The 16,604-nt window shown below is 64.9% G+C and carries 16 protein-coding genes; 7 read left to right on the plus strand and 9 right to left on the minus strand.

Annotated elements, in window-relative coordinates; all coding sequences use genetic code 11:
- Nucleotides 1-4: 4 nt before the first annotated feature.
- Both BLS52_RS05550 and BLS52_RS05555 read left to right on the plus strand, forming a co-directional pair.
- Nucleotides 5-1,087 carry an LLM class flavin-dependent oxidoreductase gene (locus tag BLS52_RS05550; RefSeq protein WP_026543878.1) on the plus strand — a complete coding sequence of 361 codons (1,083 nt, stop codon included), beginning with the start codon at nucleotides 5-7 and terminating at the stop codon, nucleotides 1,085-1,087.
- Nucleotides 1,080-1,559 (plus strand): MarR family winged helix-turn-helix transcriptional regulator, encoded by a 480-nt coding sequence (locus BLS52_RS05555; RefSeq protein ID WP_026543879.1) that lies wholly within the window; start codon nucleotides 1,080-1,082, stop codon nucleotides 1,557-1,559. Before BLS52_RS05550 ends, BLS52_RS05555 begins: the two co-directional genes overlap by 8 nt.
- A 77-nt stretch (nucleotides 1,560-1,636) precedes the next feature.
- On the opposite strand, the gene BLS52_RS05560 is transcribed toward BLS52_RS05555, so the two are convergent.
- Nucleotides 1,637-2,440, minus strand: coding sequence for a transglutaminase-like domain-containing protein (locus BLS52_RS05560; protein ID WP_026543880.1), 804 nt, complete (start codon nucleotides 2,438-2,440; stop codon nucleotides 1,637-1,639).
- A gap of 104 nt (nucleotides 2,441-2,544) precedes the next feature.
- On the opposite strand from BLS52_RS05560, the gene BLS52_RS05565 reads away from it, so the two are divergent.
- Both BLS52_RS05565 and BLS52_RS05570 read left to right on the plus strand, forming a co-directional pair.
- On the plus strand, nucleotides 2,545-3,459 hold the full coding sequence (locus BLS52_RS05565; protein ID WP_035777536.1) for an oxidoreductase: 915 nt from the start codon (nucleotides 2,545-2,547) through the stop codon (nucleotides 3,457-3,459).
- 53 nt (nucleotides 3,460-3,512) lie between these two features.
- The gene (locus tag BLS52_RS05570; RefSeq protein WP_090585035.1) at nucleotides 3,513-4,931 is read left to right on the plus strand and encodes an HNH endonuclease signature motif containing protein; all 1,419 of its coding nucleotides are present in this window, start codon (nucleotides 3,513-3,515) and stop codon (nucleotides 4,929-4,931) included.
- 285 nt (nucleotides 4,932-5,216) lie between these two features.
- Here the strand turns inward: BLS52_RS05570 and BLS52_RS05575 are convergent, their stop codons facing one another.
- Nucleotides 5,217-5,999 carry a hypothetical protein gene (locus tag BLS52_RS05575; protein WP_035779410.1) on the minus strand — a complete coding sequence of 261 codons (783 nt, stop codon included), beginning with the start codon at nucleotides 5,997-5,999 and terminating at the stop codon, nucleotides 5,217-5,219.
- A gap of 92 nt (nucleotides 6,000-6,091) precedes the next feature.
- Between BLS52_RS05575 and BLS52_RS05580 the strand changes: the two genes are divergently transcribed.
- A complete protein-coding gene (locus BLS52_RS05580; RefSeq protein ID WP_090585037.1) occupies nucleotides 6,092-6,988 on the plus strand; it encodes an alpha/beta fold hydrolase in 897 nt (298 codons plus the stop codon).
- A gap of 109 nt (nucleotides 6,989-7,097) precedes the next feature.
- Here the strand turns inward: BLS52_RS05580 and BLS52_RS05585 are convergent, their stop codons facing one another.
- From BLS52_RS05585 to BLS52_RS05605, 5 genes are all read right to left on the minus strand, one after another.
- The gene (locus BLS52_RS05585; protein WP_026545842.1) at nucleotides 7,098-8,246 is read right to left on the minus strand and encodes a cysteine desulfurase family protein; all 1,149 of its coding nucleotides are present in this window, start codon (nucleotides 8,244-8,246) and stop codon (nucleotides 7,098-7,100) included.
- A complete protein-coding gene (gene nadC / locus BLS52_RS05590) occupies nucleotides 8,243-9,172 on the minus strand; it encodes a carboxylating nicotinate-nucleotide diphosphorylase (protein ID WP_090585039.1) in 930 nt (309 codons plus the stop codon). Before nadC ends, BLS52_RS05585 begins: the two co-directional genes overlap by 4 nt.
- The gene (gene nadB, locus BLS52_RS05595; protein ID WP_245702705.1) at nucleotides 9,169-10,734 is read right to left on the minus strand and encodes an L-aspartate oxidase; all 1,566 of its coding nucleotides are present in this window, start codon (nucleotides 10,732-10,734) and stop codon (nucleotides 9,169-9,171) included. The genes nadC and nadB overlap by 4 nt, the downstream gene beginning before the upstream one ends.
- Nucleotides 10,734-12,035 (minus strand): quinolinate synthase NadA, encoded by a 1,302-nt coding sequence (gene nadA, locus BLS52_RS05600; protein ID WP_026545844.1) that lies wholly within the window; start codon nucleotides 12,033-12,035, stop codon nucleotides 10,734-10,736. The genes nadB and nadA overlap by 1 nt, the downstream gene beginning before the upstream one ends.
- 63 nt (nucleotides 12,036-12,098) lie before the next feature.
- The gene (locus BLS52_RS05605; protein ID WP_051470828.1) at nucleotides 12,099-12,821 is read right to left on the minus strand and encodes an NUDIX hydrolase; all 723 of its coding nucleotides are present in this window, start codon (nucleotides 12,819-12,821) and stop codon (nucleotides 12,099-12,101) included.
- A gap of 353 nt (nucleotides 12,822-13,174) precedes the next feature.
- Between BLS52_RS05605 and BLS52_RS05610 the strand changes: the two genes are divergently transcribed.
- Nucleotides 13,175-13,975 carry an alpha/beta fold hydrolase gene (locus BLS52_RS05610; RefSeq protein WP_026545845.1) on the plus strand — a complete coding sequence of 267 codons (801 nt, stop codon included), beginning with the start codon at nucleotides 13,175-13,177 and terminating at the stop codon, nucleotides 13,973-13,975.
- Between the two features lie 137 nt (nucleotides 13,976-14,112).
- Nucleotides 14,113-15,075: a serine/threonine-protein kinase gene (locus tag BLS52_RS05615; protein WP_035779413.1), complete on the plus strand. Its 963-nt coding sequence runs from the start codon at nucleotides 14,113-14,115 to the stop codon at nucleotides 15,073-15,075.
- A 146-nt stretch (nucleotides 15,076-15,221) separates the two neighbouring features.
- On the opposite strand, the gene BLS52_RS18450 is transcribed toward BLS52_RS05615, so the two are convergent.
- The gene (locus BLS52_RS18450; RefSeq protein ID WP_175460097.1) at nucleotides 15,222-15,386 is read right to left on the minus strand and encodes a hypothetical protein; all 165 of its coding nucleotides are present in this window, start codon (nucleotides 15,384-15,386) and stop codon (nucleotides 15,222-15,224) included.
- Between the two features lie 209 nt (nucleotides 15,387-15,595).
- Complete coding sequence (locus BLS52_RS05620) at nucleotides 15,596-16,474, minus strand: DNA-formamidopyrimidine glycosylase family protein (RefSeq protein WP_026545846.1); 879 nt, start codon at nucleotides 16,472-16,474, stop codon at nucleotides 15,596-15,598.
- Nucleotides 16,475-16,604: the final 130 nt, after the last annotated feature.

The following is a 16,604-nucleotide window of genomic DNA, read 5'->3' on the forward strand; positions in this document are numbered from 1 at the left end:
TCCCATGCAGATCGGTATCTTCAGCGTCGGCGACGTAACTGTTGACCCCACCACCGGCACAGCACCCACGGAACACGAACGCATCAAGGCCATGGTGACCATCGCCAAGCACGCCGAGGACGTCGGAATGGATGTCTTCGCAACAGGCGAGCACCACAACCGCCCGTTTGTGCCCAGCTCCCCGACCACCATGCTGGGATACGTTGCGGCGCAGACCTCCCGCATCATCCTCTCCACTTCGACGACGCTGATCACCACCAATGACCCCGTCAAGATCGCAGAAGACTACGCGATGCTGCAGCATCTCGCCGACGGCCGTGTGGACCTGATCCTGGGGCGCGGGAACACGGCGCCTGTCTATCCCTGGTTCGGCAAGAACCCGCAGGACAGCGTTGACCTCACTGTGGAGAACTACCACCTGCTGCGCCGGCTCTGGGACGAGGACGTGGTCACCTGGGAAGGCAAGCACCGCACTCCCCTGAACAACTTCACCTCCACGCCGCGACCGCTCGACGGCGTTGCACCATTTGTCTGGCACGGTTCCATCCGCACTCCACAGGTCGCGGAAATCGCCGCCTACTACGGGGACGGATACTTCGCCAACAACATCTTCTGGCCCAAGGAGCACTACCAGCAGCTCATTTCGCTCTACCGTGAACGGTATGCGCACTACGGCCACGGGACGTCTGAGCAGGCCATCGTCGGGCTGGGAGGCCAGTTCTTCATCCGCCCCAACTCACAGGACGCCGTCAACGAGTTCCGTCCCTACTTCGACAACGCGCCGGTCTACGGTCACGGTCCGTCGCTGGAGGACTTCACCTCGCAGACCCCGCTGACGGTGGGCAGCCCGCAGGAGCTGATCGACAAGACGCTGACTTTCCGTGAGTTCTTCGGCGATTATCAGCGTCAGCTCTTCCTGGTGGACCACGCAGGCCTTCCCCTGAAGACGGTGCTGGAACAGCTGGACCTGTTCGGATCCGACGTCCTGCCGACCCTGCGCAAGGAGTTCGCCGAGCGCACTCCCGCTTCAGTGCCTGCTCCCCCGACGTTCGAGAACCGGAAGGCTGCGGTGTCCGCCAATGCCTGAGTCTCCAGCCACGCCGCTGCGTCTCACCGCCGATGCCTGGGAGTCTCTCTTCCGGGCGCAGGTGGCGGTGATGCGCAGGCTGCGCCGGGACCCCTCCTTCGCGGCGCTTGCGATCGGCGAGTACGACGTCCTCTTCAACCTCAGCCGCTGTCCCACCGGCTGGACCCGGTTGAATGAACTGAACAGCCACCTGTTGATCAGCCAGCCGAGCCTGAGCCGTATGGCGGAACGCCTGGAGCACAAAGGGCTGATTCAACGCAGGCAGGCTCCCGATGACCAGCGCGGCGTCCTTCTCGCTTTGACCGACGAAGGGCGCCGCCTGCAGCGCGAAATCGGTTCGGCTCACGTCCGCAGCATCCACGCCCTGCTGGGCCCGCTCCTGAACGAGGAAGAAATGGAGCAGCTGCTTGCCCTGACCTCGAAAATCAGGGCTGGTCTGGAGGACGACGGCGGTACTCACCCCTCGATGTAGCTGTCCCTCCGCCGGACGCTAGCCGAGCTGGACCGGTGAGGTGCCGTCTCTCCTCCTACTGGCCGCTCCGCCAGACGCTAGCCGAGCTGCACCGGTGAGGTGCCGTCGTCGTCGTGCAGGATATCTGCGGTGGCGGTGACCTTGATCGTGTCCAGGGTGAGGCTACCGCCGACCGTGGAAAGGAACGCCGTGTCCGAGGCGTCACGCCCGGTGGCGATGCGCAGCAGGTTGGTCCGCGGAGCCAGGCCGGTTGCGTCCACGACATGCCAGGCGCCGTCCACCCACGCCTCCACTACTGCATGGAAATCCATCGGCGTCAGGCCCGGCGCATACACCGACACCAGGCGTGCCGGGACGTCCTTGGCGCGCAGCAGCGAAATGACCAGGTGGGCATAGTCCCGGCAGACGCCCCGGCGGGCCAGCAGCGTGTCCGTGGCGCCGTCGGTATGGCGGGAAGATCCGGACACATAACTGATGTTTCCGCTCACCCATTCGCGGACGGCCTGCAGCAACTCTGTACCCTGCAGGCTGCCGAACAGCCCGTACGAGGTCGGCAGCAGCCTGTCCGATTCGCAGTACCGGCTGGGGCGCACGTACCGGATGAGATCAGCCTCGGTTCGCTCGGCTGCGGTGGCTGTCCCTGAGACCTCGGCTCGGTAGTTCAGCTCAAGCGTGGCCGGTTCCTCCAGCGTCAGCGTATGGAGAAGCCCGCCGTGCAGGTCCTCGACTACTGCCGGTTCCACCGCCTCGCCATTCGCTGTGATCTCCAGCGTTTCAGCAAGCGCCGTATACCCGTCATTGCGCGCAACCGCCACCGAGAAAGCCATTGACGTACCGGCTCGTGTGCGGGCGGTCAGCTGAGCCGTCACTGTTCGATTCATTCGGCGAAGCTCCTGGCGGATCTCGATGAGGGATGGGGTGTGCCGGTCTGAAACACTGGCTGTAACACGGTACGACGAGAAAGGCACACCCTGTGAATCGCTCCATGCCTGAAAGCTCCGGCGACCCTCGTCTGGACGGCAAGACCGCCGTCGTGACCGGCGCAAACAGCGGCCTCGGGCTGCAGACCGCCATCGGCCTGGCCCGCCGCGGGGCGTCGGTGGTACTCGCCTGCCGCAGCGAGGAACGGGGCGCAATAGCCCTGCAGCGTGCTCGTGAAGCTTCGGGAAGTGCCTCGCTCACGCTGCGCCTCCTCGATCTGGCGGACCTCGGATCGGTGAGGTCCTTCTCTCGTGAGTGGAACGGTCCCCTGGACATCCTCGTCAACAACGCAGGGGTGATGGCCACACCGCTGAGGCGAACGGCAGACGGCTTTGAGCAGCAGTTCGGAATCAACCACCTCGGCCACTTTGCGCTGACCGGGCTGCTGCTGGATGCGCTGCGCCGGTCGCCGGGGGCGAGGGTGGTCACAGTCTCGTCGCTGGCGCATCGACGCGGGCGGATCGACTTCGACGATCTCAATGCGCATTCCCGCTACCGTCCATGGCGCGCGTATAACCAGAGCAAGCTGGCGAACCTGCTGTTCACCATGGAACTCGACCGCCGCGTCCGTGCAGCCGGTTGGCCGTTGATCGCCGCGGCAGCCCACCCGGGACTCTCGACGACAAACCTCACAGCCGGCATGCGCGGCGCAGCGGTCCTTGACCTGATGGGCGGATTCTTCCGTGTCATGGGGCAGTCGGATGTCGACGGCGCCGCACCGGTCCTGCTCGCCGCGACCGGAGCGCAGGTGCACGGCGGCGACTACTACGGTCCGAATGGGCCTGGTGAAACGCGGGGGAAACCGGTTCTCGTTGCGCCGGCCCCGTCAGTCCTGGACGAGTACGTTGCAGCGAAGCTGTGGTCGGTGAGCGAAGAGCTCACCGGGGTGACCTACGCAGGATTGCCTGCCACTACGTAGCTATCGAACTGGTGTTCGGGAAAAATGTCGGTGGTGGGTGATGGACTTGGGTCATGAGGTTTTCGGAGCAGCAGTTCGGATCCGGCGCCGGTGCGCCGGCAGCTGATGTTGCCGACGAGGGTGCGCGTCTCGGCCTGACCTCAGTGTGGGAGGGCTCTGCCGATCCAGCAGCGTCTGGTCCGCGTGGGCGGGTGCAGCTTCCGCCGGTGGATTCCTTCGATCTGCCCCATGCCGTGGAGGCACTTGCTCTGGTGTCCGAGCTTCAATCCTGGGCTGAGGCGCAGAAAGCCAAGCTGGTGAACCGGATCCGGGAACACTACCGGCTCAAATCCCTCTACCGGAACGACGACGCCGCTGTCGCCGAGGAGGAATCCTCCTTATGGGCGGCAGAAGAGATCGGTGCGGTCCTTCGCCTGCCGGCCCGCACGGCGCGAACGCTCGTGGAGCAGAGCGAACGCCTCATCCATGCCTATCCGCGGACCTTCCTCGGTCTCGAGTCCGGCAGGCTGTCGTGGCGGCATGCCACCACGGTGGTGGAGGAATGCGTCGGTGTTCCCGCAGACTCGGTAGCCCAGTTCGAACAGGAACTTGTCGAAACAGCCGAGCGGTCCACCGTCCCCAAGCTCACCCGCCACGCCCGCGGCCTCCGCGAACTGCTCCACTCCGACGCCGCGCCCATCCGCACAACTCGTGCCACCGCAGACCGCCGGGTACTCCTCGAACCCGCCCCCGACGGCATGGCCTGGCTCAGCGCCTATCTACCGGCCGAACAAGCCTGCGGAATCTACAACAGGCTCGACGCCGGAGCCCGCGGCCTTCAGACACCGGATGAACCCCGCACCCTCACCCAACTCCGCGCCGACGTACTCACCGACCTCCTCACCCACACCTGCGCCGGGAACATCGACACCGGAACCGGATACCGCGGCATCAACGCCACCGTCCACCTCACCGTCCCCGCACTCACCCTCCTCAACCAACTCCCCGGTGCCGAAGATGCCCCACTCAGCGACACATCTCCCGAAGCTCGCGGCTATCCTCCCGCGCAGGGGCCCCGCAGCTACCCGGTCCTGGAGGGCTACGGGCCCATCGACCCCGACACCGCAGCCCGCCTCGCCGCCCATGCACCCTCATTCACCCGGATCCTCACCCACCCCCACACCGGAGCAGCACTCTCGATCGGCCGGGCCACCTACCGGCCACCGAAACACCTCCAGGACTGGGTCCGCATCCGCGACAAAACCTGCCGACACCCCGGCTGCAACCGGGCAGCGGTCGCCACCGAAATCGACCACACCATCCCCTGGCACCACGGCGGACGCACCAACCACGACAACCTCGCCTGCCTCTGCGCCAAACACCACCGGCTCAAAACCATCGGGCTCTGGGACTACATGCAACCCGAACCCGGCACCATCACCGCCACCTCACCAGCCGGAAAAACCTACACCACCCAACCCCCACCCTTCTAAGACGAAGGAAGGGTGGACGGTGGGAGAAATCCCCCAGCCGATCCGTCCCACCCGAACACTAAGTGGAGGGTCGGCCGGAGAGCAGCGCACTCAGAGGTGGGACTGGACGGGGGCACACACCGAGGCGGCGGCTGACGGGTACGCACGCGAGCGCGAGCTGATGGACATGCCACGGCCTCGGCCTGAAGGACACTTCCACGAGCGAGCTGACCGGTACGCACGCCAGCGCGTACCTGATGGACACGCCATGGGCTCGACTGGAGCGTGACGCGAACGCGGGTGCAGCTAGCTGGCCACTTGAAGGGACATGATCATCCGCCGGATCGCGTCGAAATCCTTCTGACTGAACCGCTTCTGGGCCTCGGCAATGGTCGCGAAAGACTGCGTTCGCGAACCGACCTGCGTTGGGTCCAGCGCCCGAAGCTGGACCGCGTCACCGAACGAGTACAGTCCGATGTGATCCGGCCCCTGAACTGTGTTGTAGAGCACGCACGCCGCTCCGTCCGCTCCACCGACTACGTCGGTAATCCCGTACGAGCTGAAGAACCTGAACCCCTGAATGACCCGAACCACGAAGCGGGGCTCAATGGATCCTTCGGCTTCTGCCGTGGAAGGGACATCAACCGGCTCGCTGCTGAGCACGACGTAGGGGCTTGCGCCATCCGCAGCACACTCTTCCGCCGGCGGTGTGATGCGCGTGTGGAGCTGGGCCAGGGTGGCACCGTCAGCGTTCGAGACGTCAAAGTGCAGACCGCCCTCCTCGAACCCCTCCCCCGGATCTTCGATCGCCTCCACCGTCCAGCTATCGGGCACCTCGAAACTGACAAGCCGCTGCTCATCGGTGAACGCGGTCCAGCCGTCACCGGGCGCTGGCCGCTCCGGCAGCATGGGAAGCGCCACCGGGGTCGGATTCGCAGTTGCGGATGCTGAGCTCTCTGGGGCTGCGCTCACCGAGGAGGTAGCCGGCGGGCGGTCACCGATGACAAAGCCGTCACACCCGGTGAGTGCCACGCCCACCGTCAGAAACATGACGGCACCGAGCAGACTGGACCTCACAGGTCGCGTCATGATCAATCCTTTCGGGTTACTCACGTCCACTCTATGCAGTGAAGCAGCTCACGGGGAGGCATCCGCAGCGGGCGCGGCGCAGAATCACTTCCATGAAGCGTTTCGTTCAAACCTCCCTGGGTACAGTCGCGGTGCGCGTGCACCCGGGCACTGAGGACCGGACCACCGGGCGGGGCTCGCCCCCGTGGGTGTTTCTCCATGGCGCCTCGGGTTCCTGGCGTACCTTCCGCGAGCTGACTCTCAACCGGGCGATTCCCGTGGAGTACGACAGCGTCTTTCTTGATCTCCCGGGCTGGGGCGATTCTCCCGGTCAGGTGCCCTTCACGGTCGATCAGCAGAGCACTGCCGTCGTGGAAGCTCTGACAGCGCTGAACTACCGGTCCTGGTGCCTCTTCGGGCATTCCATGGGAGCGGTACTTGCTCTGGACATTGCAGCGTCACGCCCCGAAGAAACGCACGCCGTCGTCGCTCTTTCTCCAACCGCGCTGACCGCGGGCGCGGCTCTGAACCGACCGCTTCGCTACCCGGCGATGGCTCCGCTTGTCGGCATGCACGCACTGATGTTCGTGTTGCGCGCTCTCGGACGAACAGCCCCTGGGCTGCTGCGTATCGCTGAGCGGACAGGGCTTCTTCGCCTTGTCCTGGGCCCGTTCTTCGTCCGTCCGCGCATGCTGCAGCGTCGTGTCTTCGTGGACTTGGCTGTCGACGCTCGTCCGGCCTCGTTCATTGCTGCAGCAAACGCGCTGAAAAAGTACGACGCCGGTATCTGGCAGCAGATCGCGGCGCCGACAGTCCTCGCTCGAGGCAGCCGGGACATCTTCACCCCGGCTGCGGAACTGCATGCGCTTGCAACGCTTATCTCCACTGCTCAAAGCGTGGTTCTGGCCGGAACCGGGCATTTCGCACACGTAGAAGATCCGGTCGGTACCTGGCAGACGCTGCTGACGGCCCTACAGTCGACTCCGGATTCCCTGCACCTTCCGGACTGACGAGACGACCGCCCGCCCGGCAAGCGAGGTGACAGCCCTACGCGCGGCCGCCCAAACCCTGCACCTTCCGGACTGACGAGACGACCGCCCGCCCGGCGAGGTGACGACCCTACGCGCGGCCGCCCAAACCCTGCACCTTCCGGACTGACGAGACGACCGCCCGCCCGGCAAGCGCTATCTCGGCGTCGCTCGTTGACGCGGTCCAGGACAGCCGCAATGCTGTCTGGGCGACGTCAGGTTCCACTCCGAGCGCCTGCAGCACCGCTGACGGTTCGCTGGAGCCCGCAGCACAGGCGGATCCGCTCGATGACACCACGCCGGCACGTTCCAGCTCCAGCAGAATCGCTTCCCCGTTTGCACCGGGAAAGCAAAACGACGCCACATTCGGCAGCCGTTGCTCCGGATGACCGGTAAGAAAGGATCCTTCCAGGCCGTCGAGCACAGTGCCGATCAGATGGTTGCGACGCGCAAGCGAAGCAGAATAATGGTCGAGACGTTCCTGCTGGGCAAGCCGCAATGCGGTTGCCAGGGCCACCGCCCCGGCGACGTTCTCCGTTCCCGACCGGCGCCCCCGCTCCTGGCCGCCGCCATGGATCAGCGGCTCCAACGGAATTCTCGACCGGACAAAAAGGACGCCACAGCCCTTCGGCGCCCCCAGTTTGTGGCCGGAAATGCTCATCGCGTCTACTCCGAGTTCCGCCGTATCGAGCCGCAGCCATCCTGCTGCCTGCACCGCATCCGTGTGGAAGGGAATCCTGCGTTCACGGCACACGGCTGACAAGGCGGCAATGGGCTGGACAGTGCCGACCTCATTGTTGGCGTACATGATGGTGCATAGCGTGGTGTCGTCGTCGAGTGCGGCGCGGAGCGTCTTTTCCTCCACCAGCCCCTCAGCGGTCACGGGAAGCAGCGAGATCCGGAAGCCATGCAGCCGTTTCAGGTAGTCAAGCGTTTCAAGAACCGCGGGATGCTCGATCGACGATGCGACAATGTGCTTCCCTCGCGGCCGTGCCAGCGCAATGCCCTTGATCGCGAGGTTGTCTGCCTCGGTGCCTCCCGAGGTGAAGAGAACGTCTGCCGGTTTGCAGTTCAGCTCCGCGGCAACAAGTCTGCGCGCGTAATCGAGCGCACGGGCTGCAGATTCACCGACCGTGTGGTGGCTGGACGGGTTTCCGTAATCGGTGGTGAGCAGCGGCCACATGGCTTCAAGCACTTCCCTGCGAACAGGAGTGGTGGCCGCAGCGTCGAGATAAATCACCGCCCGTCCTCCCAGGTGCCGGAACCGGCAGGAGCCGCCGTATCCGGCACAGAGGTTTCGATGCGGAGGTCCAGACCGAGGTCCAGTGCCCGCACGCTATGGGTCAGTGCTCCCGAGGAAATGATGTCGACTCCGGTGCGCGCTATTGCACCGATGGTTTCCAACCGCACATTGCCGCTTGCCTCCACCAGTGCACGGCCCGCGATTTGGGTGACGCCGGTCGCCAGATCCTCAAGGCTGAAGTTGTCGAGCATGATCGTGTCCACTCCGGCCGCCAACACCGGCTCAATCTGGTCCAACCGATCGACCTCCACCTCGAAATGAACGGTATGCGGGAGTGACCGGCGCGCCGCCCGAAGCGCATCGGTCAGATCGATCGTCCCACCCCGGGTCAGGACGGCCAGATGGTTGTCCTTGGCCATCACAGCGTCCGAGAGGCTGAAGCGGTGATTGAAACCTCCGCCGCAGCGCACCGCATGCCGCTCGAGAATGCGCAGTCCCGGTGTGGTCTTCCGGGTGTCCACCACACGGGCACCCGTTCCGGCGACCTCCGCGACAAAACGCGCGGTGAGCGTGGCAATCCCGCTCAGCCGTTGCGCAAGATTCAGAGCTACCCGCTCTGCCGTCAGTACGGAACGCGCCGGCCCGGACACCACAGCAAGAACACTGCCGGCGTCGAACGCCTCACCGTCCCTGACCTCGAAGGAAACCTCGATCCGCGGGTCGGTGAGACGCATAGCGGATTCAAGCACCTGTTCACCGCAGAAGATACCCGGTTCACGCGCAATGACGGCCGCATCGGCCTGGGCCTCGGCGGGAATGAGCGTTTGGGAGGTGACGTCTCCCCACGGAGCATCTTCGGCAAGTGCTGCGGAAACAATACGGTCGACGTCGGACCCAGCCGGCCTCGCAGACACACGCGTCATGACGCACTCCTGAAGATGATGGGGCTGCCGACCGTAGCGGAAGCGCCAGGATAGTCGGCACGATAGTGGGCTCCCCGCGACTCTGTCCGCACAAGGGCCGCCGACGCGATAAGACGTGAACAGAGCAACAGATTGGCGGTCTCTCGAGCCGCGAGCCCGGACCCGGTTGAATGCCACTGGGCCAACTGCTTGGAAGCCACGCGAAGCCCGGCGTCCTCACGGACAATGGAGACGTGCTCGGACATCACCCGACGCAGAGCGTCACGGTCAGCCTCGTCCACCCCCGGCGGCAACGCCAGCGCCTCAGCCCGGACGGTCGGCCAGGCCAAAGCAGGGGTGACAATCGCGCCCGCCGCCCGCGCGCCGAACACCAGCCCTTCGAGCAGCGAGTTCGATGCCAGCCGGTTGGCCCCATGAACCCCGGTCCGCGCAGCCTCACCGACGGCATACAGTCCGGGCAGGGACGTACGCCCGAAGGTATCCGTCACCACTCCACCCATCCAGTAGTGCGCCGCCGGGACAACCGGCAGGAGGTCGTGTGCCCACTCGAACCCGGACTGCCGGGTCACCGCCGACAGGGAGGGAAAGCGACGGGTGAGGAATTCCGTTCCGAACATGGTCGCGTCAAGGAAGACCTCCGCCTCGCCGGTGCGCGCGAGGTGCAGTGCAATGCTTCGGGAGACCACGTCGCGGGGCGCGAGCTCACCGTCCGGGTGGTACTCATCCATGAATCGCTTGCCCGTGCCGTCGCGCAGCACAGCTCCTTCGCCACGGACGGCCTCCGAGATGAGCGGATGCCCGGAAACGTTGAGGGCGGTGGGATGGAACTGGAAGAACTCAAGATCGGCCACGGCTGCACCGGCGCGAAACGCTGCAGCAACGCCGTCGCCGGTGGCAACTGACGGATTGGTGCTGTGCTGGAAAATTCCTCCCGCACCGCCGGATGCAAGCACGACGGCGTCGGCTGCCACCGTCTCCTGCCGACCGTTCCAAAGGACGACGACGCCGGTCACCTGCCCCTCGACCACCACCAGGTCACTGGCGAAGGCATACTCGTGCAGAGTGATGCCCGGGTCTCGTCTGGCGGCCCGAATCAGCGGCGCGGCGATTCCCGCTCCGGTAGCGTCACCCCCGATGTGCAGGATTCGCGACGCTGCATGCGCGGCTTCCCGTCCGAGGGCCAGTGCGCCGCCGGGAGTGCGGTCGAAAAGCGCTCCCAGGGTCACCAGACGCTCGATCGCTTCCCCCGCTTCGGAGCAGAGCACCCGCACCGCAGCTTCGTCACAATGGCCGGCTCCCGCTGCGAGGGTGTCCGCGACGTGAAGCTCTGTACTGTCACCACCCGGAACCGCACCGGAGTCCGCAGCGCCGTCGGGACGATCGAAGCCGGTGAAGCCCTCACTGCCCTGCAGCACGGCGGCAATACCGCCCTGGGCGTACCAGGTATTAGTGTCGGCAAGAGCGCCCTTGGCAAGAACCGTAACCTGCACATCCGACCTCCGGCGCAGCTCCAGCGCTGTGAACAGCCCCGCGATGCCGCTGCCGATTACCAGGACATGCATCACGGCCTGGCCGCCAGCATCCGCTCAAGTGCCACCCGGGCGTGGTTCGCCACGTCGGTCTCCACCACGATCCGGTTGCGCACTTCACCGGCGACGAGGCCCTCGAGCACCCAGGCCAGATACCCCGGGTGGATCCGGTACATCGTGGAGCATGGGCAGATCACCGGGTCGAGGCAAAAGATGGTGTGCTCGGGGAACTCGGCCGCAAGCCTGTTCACCATGTTGATCTCCGTGCCCACCGCGAAGGTTGTCCCCGGTGCTGCCGCTGCGATGGCCTTGCGGATGTAGTCGGTCGAACCCGCCTCATCCGCAGCGTCCACCACGGGCATCGGGCATTCCGGGTGAACAATGACCCGGACGCCGGGAAACTCAGCCCGGGCCTTTTCGATCTGATTGACGGTGAAACGCTTGTGCACGGAGCAGAAGCCGTGCCAAAGAATCACCCGTGAGTCCAGCAGCTCCTGCTCGGTATTGCCGCCGAGCACCTTGTGCGGATTCCACATGGGCATCTCGGTGAGGGGCACACCCATGGCCTTGGCTGTGTTGCGGCCCAGATGCTGGTCCGGGAAGAAGAGCACCCGCTGACCTCGCTCGAACGCCCACTCAAGCACCGTGGCAGCATTCGATGAGGTGCAGACGATCCCGCCGTTACGCCCGCAGAATGCCTTGAGCGCAGCCGAGGAATTCATGTAGGTGACCGGGATCACCGGAAGCCGTCCGCCGTCGTCGGGCTCTGTTCCGAAAAGCTCCTCCAGCTGCTCCCAGCAGTCTTCCACCGAGTCGGCGTCCGCCATATCCGCCATCGAACACCCCGCAGCGAGATTCGGCAGGATGACGTTCTGCTCCGGCCTGGACAGGATGTCAGCGGTTTCAGCCATGAAGTGCACGCCGCAGAACACAATGGCGTCGGCATCCGGACGGGTGAGCGCCGCATTGGCTAGCTGGAACGAATCACCCACGAAGTCCGCATGCTTGACCACCTCGTCACGCTGATAAAAATGACCGAGAATCACCAGCCGGTCCCCAAGCGTTTCCTTGGCGGCCAGGATGCGGGCCTCCAGCTCCTCGTCGCCGGCGAGCCGGTACTCCTCCGGCAGCTCGCCCTGGCGCGGCGTGGAAGCCGGAGCAACATCCTGCATGGAAGCTCCGGGGCCGTAATCAGGGGCGGCGTCGGGTCCGGCAGGAAGATCGAACTCCCAGGGCCCCCGGGCGAGGTCCGGGCTGCAGGTACCGCCCCGGACAACAGAGCGCTCCGCGTCCTCGCGGGTGATGAGCTGGATGGCGGTATTAATGCTCGTCATGGGATTCTCCCTGGTTGAAGCGGGCTGGAAGCCGATGGGTAGTGGGCGGGATACGGAACGGAATCATGGTGCACGCACGGCTTGCGACTGCCGGGTGCTGCCGTCCGGCACCGGCCCGGCGTAGCGGTACAGCCGTGGCGGGCGGTGGCGGGTACCGGTGAGGTACTCGTCCGTGGCTTCGATGTGGGGCGTTGCACGGAGCTGCCGGCGGAAATTCGCGGGGTCAAGTTGCTTGTCCAGCACGGCTTCATAGACTTCACGGACCTGGGCGAGGGTAAAGCGCTCACCCAGCAGGTGATACGCGATGGAGCCGTACTCCATCTTGTTGCGCAGCCTCCAGAGCGCATACTCCACGATGTCGTTGTGGTCGAAGGCGAGCCGCTCAAGCCGATCCGCACGGAACCACCGAACATTCTCGGACTCACGGGTCAGCTCCGCCTCATCGGGCTGCACGAGCGCCCAGTAGACGATCGAAACCAGACGCTGGCCGACCGAACGGTGCAGCCCTCCGAAGGCGTAGAGCTGCTCGAGGTAACGCGGCGCCAGTCCCGTGGTCTCAAGAAGGTTGCGAGACGCCGCGTCCTGCAGCGACTCGGAGGGAGCCAGGGGCCCGCCGGGGAGCGCCCATTGGCCGAGGTATGGCTGGCGGATACGCCGCACCAGCGGAAGCCAAAGCGTCGGGCGTCCCGAAGCCTCGCTGGGACGCAGACCGAAAATCACTGTAGAAATCGCCAACGACGGCGGCTCCTGGCTGCGCTCGCTGACGTTTGCTGACGTGGGACTCACCCTGACACCCCCCTTCCGCAGATCCGTGTGGTGCCATCCTGGCGCCCTACCGAGGACTTAGAGTCGTTATGACTATAACTAATTCTAGCGTGCCCCTCCTGCCGGAGCGCAATTTGCCGGGTGCATGACGCCCGGTACACCATGATCCTGAGTGTTAAGTGGGAATTTCCGGGCCCGATTTGCACCCCGGGGGAAGCGGTGACTAAAGTCACACGCGTTGGCCACTGCTGGCCGGGCGGCGAAGACCTGTTCAATGGAGCACAGTTCTTCGCCGCATTTTCTTTTCCCGGCCCTGTGCCTTCAGGGCGCTAGAGTTCAGGAAAGCGCCGCAGCGAGGAAAACCGGGAGGAACCATGGGACGTCACAGCGATCATCTGGTCGAGGGAACAGACCCAAGAATCCATGTAGCCGTCCATGAACCTGCGTCTCCATCAACCCTGCGGCCCATTCTGCTCCTGCACGGCTTCGCGTCCTCCGCCAAACTCAATTGGGAAGATTCCGGCTGGGTACGCGCCCTGACTGATGCCGGGCGGAAGGTCGTCACCCTGGACCTTCCCGGCCATGGAGCAAGCGCCGCTCCCGAAGAGATGGACGCCTACTCCCCCAGCCGTATCCGTGCCGACATCCTGCAGATCCTGCTCGATGAACACGTCCGTCCGCTGGCCGACGGCCGGCCGGAGACGGGTGTCGACATCATCGGCTACTCCCTCGGGTCACGGCTGGCCTGGGAGTTCGGCGCAACCCAACCTGAACTCGTACACCGGATGGTGCTCGGCGGACCGGGAAGCGGCGATCCCCTTGCGGCATTCGACCTTGCGGCCGCCCAGCGTTTCCTCGCCGATGGGACCCCCATCGCGGATGAGTCAACCGCCAACCTGCTCCGGATGGCACAGCTTGTTCCCACCAATGACGTCTTTGCGTTGCTCACCATGGTGGAAGCGATCAAACGGGAGCCGTTTGTCCCGGCGGACGCGGTGCCGCACATGCCGCTTCTCCTGGTGGCCGGGGAGGAAGATGAACGTGCGCGGACACTGCCGGAACTTGCAGGACTGAGCGGGAATGCCGAGGTGCTCTGGCTGCCCGGCCGCACTCACTCGAACGCCGTGACCGCCCGAGCTTTCAAGAACGCAGCGATCGAATTCCTCGCTGCGTAACAATTGCCGAACTTTTGATCGCCGGCGTAGTGGGGTGTCTTCCGCAGTGCCTCACACAAGGTAGAATGGTTGAGGTGATCAGCATGCTTATCACCTGCTCCTCACCCTCATAACTTCTTTCTCCCCGGAGGTCTCGCGTGGATGAACTCCTGGCCGAGCGGTACCAACCCATTGAGTTGATCGGTACCGGCGGCGCAGCATCGGTGTTTCGGGCACTGGACCGAAACCTCGGCCGGGACGTGGCAATCAAGGTCTTCAACCCCACCACCTCCGATGATGATGACTACCGCCGCCAGCATACGGAAACGATGCTGTTGTCCACCCTGAACCATCCGGGACTGGTAACGCTGCACGATGCCGGCCTCCAGAATGACGGCAACGGCAAGACCACCAGCTTTCTGGTGATGGAACTGGTGGACGGCCTTGATTTGCGCAAGCTCCTCAAGTCCGGGCCGCTGCCCTCCGAACATGTGGCCCAGCTCGGCGCCGACCTGGCGGACGCCCTGGCATACATCCACTCGCAGGGCGTCATTCACCGCGATGTGAAGCCGGCGAACATCCTGATGTACCACTCCGGCGAGCAGGACACCCGGCTGTATCCCAAGCTCACCGATTTCGGCATTGCCCGCATGGTTGAAGCGACGCACTCCACAGCACACGGCGCCACCATCGGCACCGCCAACTACCTGAGCCCCGAGCAGGCCGAGGGGACGCGCGTCGAGCCCAGCTCCGATATCTACTCGCTTGGGCTGGTACTCCTCGAATGCCTGACCGGCGAGAAGGCATTTCCCGGTCCTGTTGTCGAGGCCGCCGTGGCCAGGTTGCTACGGGACCCCGAGGTGCCCGAATCCCTCGGCGCCGACTGGGTCAGCCTCCTCACCCGCATGACGGCCAGGGACCCGCAGGCCCGCCCGGACGCACATGAGGTGGCTCTTGCGCTCCGAGTGGGAAGCGACAAGGACGACGACGGCGCGGTAACCCTCAACCTGCCCACCCCGGACGATGCCCAGGCGGACACTCCTGACGTGAGCACCGGAGGGGTCACGACCGGAAACGTCCACATCCCCGCACCGCCGTCGCGGGCACCGTCCCTGGGCTAGCTTCGGATCGGGCTAGCTCCGGATCGGGCTAGCTCCGGAATGCCTGAGCCCGGCGGAAACCTGGTTCGGGCAATTGCGGCCCTTAACCCAGAGTCCGGGGCGCCTCGGCCCCGGACTCATCCGTCTGCACTCGTTCTTTCCCTGGGCTAGCTCTCCTCGTCGGGGTCTTCCTCGGGTTCGAAACTGCTCGGTTCTTCAGTGGCGGTGGCCCCCACACCGTCATCCGTATTGGGGATCGATCCCTCCGGCTCCGTCTTGGAGGAGTCCTTCCCCTGCGCGTGCTGTTCCTGGTCGCGTGAATCACTTGTCATGATGACCTCCATCGTTTGGACCGGCGTTACAGTTCCGATCCTAGGGTTCGGCGGCGGCGGGCGAAAGATCCCAGTGAGCGGCTCCAGCCTCGCGGAGAGCATGAAAGAGCAGACCAGAGACGTATCCGCGCCCGGTTGCCGCTGGAATTGAACGGTACTCAGGCAATTGCGGGTCGCTTCAGGAATTCGAGTCACCGGGGAATCGCCGGTTACTTCAGGAACTTCGAGGTACGGCGGTCTGCAAGCTGCTTACCGCCGGTCTGGCACGTCGGACAATACTGCAGCGCGGAATCCGCGAACGAGACCTCGCGCACCGTATCACCACATACAGGACAGGGCTCGCCGGCTCTGCCGTGGACCTTCATTTCACGCCGCTTGGAGTCTTTCAACTCCTTCGCGGGCTTGCCGGCCGCCGCGGCAATAGCTGCCTCCAGGACCGAATGCATCGCAGTGTGGAGCCGGATCAGCTGCTCATCATCGAGTGTGGACGCAAGCGCAAACGGAGACAGCCGGGCAGCGTGCAGGATTTCGTCACTGTAGGCGTTGCCGATACCCGCAATGAACGACTGGTCCCGCAGTATCCCCTTCACCTGGCTGCGGTGTCCCTGCAGCATCGCGATGAATTGGTCCTGGTCCACAGTGAGCGCTTCGGGGCCCAGCCTGCTCATCCCCGGCACCTCGGAAACCTCGCGCACAAGATAAACCGCCGCCGACTTCCTGGTGCCCGCCTCAGTGAGGTCGAACCCGTAGCCGGCCGGTTCCGTGCACCTCAGCCGGAGCGCGATCGGGCTCTTCCCTGGCCGGAGAAGGGTGTCCGGCATCGAGTCGGACCACCGCAGCCACCCGGCCCGGGCAAGATGCAGAACGAGATGAAGGTCCTCCAGGCTCAGAATAAGGAATTTTCCGCGTCTGCCCACCTCCGTGAACGCCATCCCGGAGAGGGCGGAAAGCGGCACCCCTGCCGTCTTCAGGACGGCAAAGGAGCCAAGCTGAACGTCGCGGACCCGGGCAGGCGGTGCACCGTCGTCGGGCATCAGTTTGCCCGCAAGGAACTGTGCGAGCCCCTGCACCTCAGGCATCTCCGGCATGGCACCACGGTAGCAGCGGCAAGGGCGTCCGGGACGGCATTCGTAAATGGCAGTCGGGATGCTGTGCAGCGGGTGCAGCACCTGCCTCTGGTCTTCCATTACCGTGGAGGTGGGCGCAGCCGGGCGGACG

It is taken from the genome of Arthrobacter subterraneus (genome assembly GCF_900099735.1).
In the GTDB taxonomy this organism is placed as follows: domain Bacteria; phylum Actinomycetota; class Actinomycetes; order Actinomycetales; family Micrococcaceae; genus Arthrobacter_D; species Arthrobacter_D subterraneus.

Coding starts and splice junctions, on each gene's coding strand:
- BLS52_RS05570 (WP_090585035.1), top strand. CDS start 3,513: ATGAGGTTTTCGGAGCAGCAGTTCGGATCCGGCGCCGGTGCGCCGGCA.
- nadC (WP_090585039.1), bottom strand. CDS start 9,172: ATGACGCGTGTGTCTGCGAGGCCGGCTGGGTCCGACGTCGACCGTATT.
- nadA (WP_026545844.1), bottom strand. CDS start 12,035: ATGACGAGCATTAATACCGCCATCCAGCTCATCACCCGCGAGGACGCG.
- BLS52_RS05560 (WP_026543880.1), bottom strand. CDS start 2,440: ATGAATCGAACAGTGACGGCTCAGCTGACCGCCCGCACACGAGCCGGT.
- BLS52_RS05575 (WP_035779410.1), bottom strand. CDS start 5,999: ATGACGCGACCTGTGAGGTCCAGTCTGCTCGGTGCCGTCATGTTTCTG.
- nadB (WP_245702705.1), bottom strand. CDS start 10,734: ATGCATGTCCTGGTAATCGGCAGCGGCATCGCGGGGCTGTTCACAGCG.
- BLS52_RS05610 (WP_026545845.1), top strand. CDS start 13,175: ATGGGACGTCACAGCGATCATCTGGTCGAGGGAACAGACCCAAGAATC.
- BLS52_RS05555 (WP_026543879.1), top strand. CDS start 1,080: ATGCCTGAGTCTCCAGCCACGCCGCTGCGTCTCACCGCCGATGCCTGG.
- BLS52_RS05620 (WP_026545846.1), bottom strand. CDS start 16,474: ATGCCGGAGATGCCTGAGGTGCAGGGGCTCGCACAGTTCCTTGCGGGC.
- BLS52_RS18450 (WP_175460097.1), bottom strand. CDS start 15,386: ATGACAAGTGATTCACGCGACCAGGAACAGCACGCGCAGGGGAAGGAC.
- BLS52_RS05565 (WP_035777536.1), top strand. CDS start 2,545: ATGCCTGAAAGCTCCGGCGACCCTCGTCTGGACGGCAAGACCGCCGTC.
- BLS52_RS05550 (WP_026543878.1), top strand. CDS start 5: ATGCAGATCGGTATCTTCAGCGTCGGCGACGTAACTGTTGACCCCACC.
- BLS52_RS05580 (WP_090585037.1), top strand. CDS start 6,092: ATGAAGCGTTTCGTTCAAACCTCCCTGGGTACAGTCGCGGTGCGCGTG.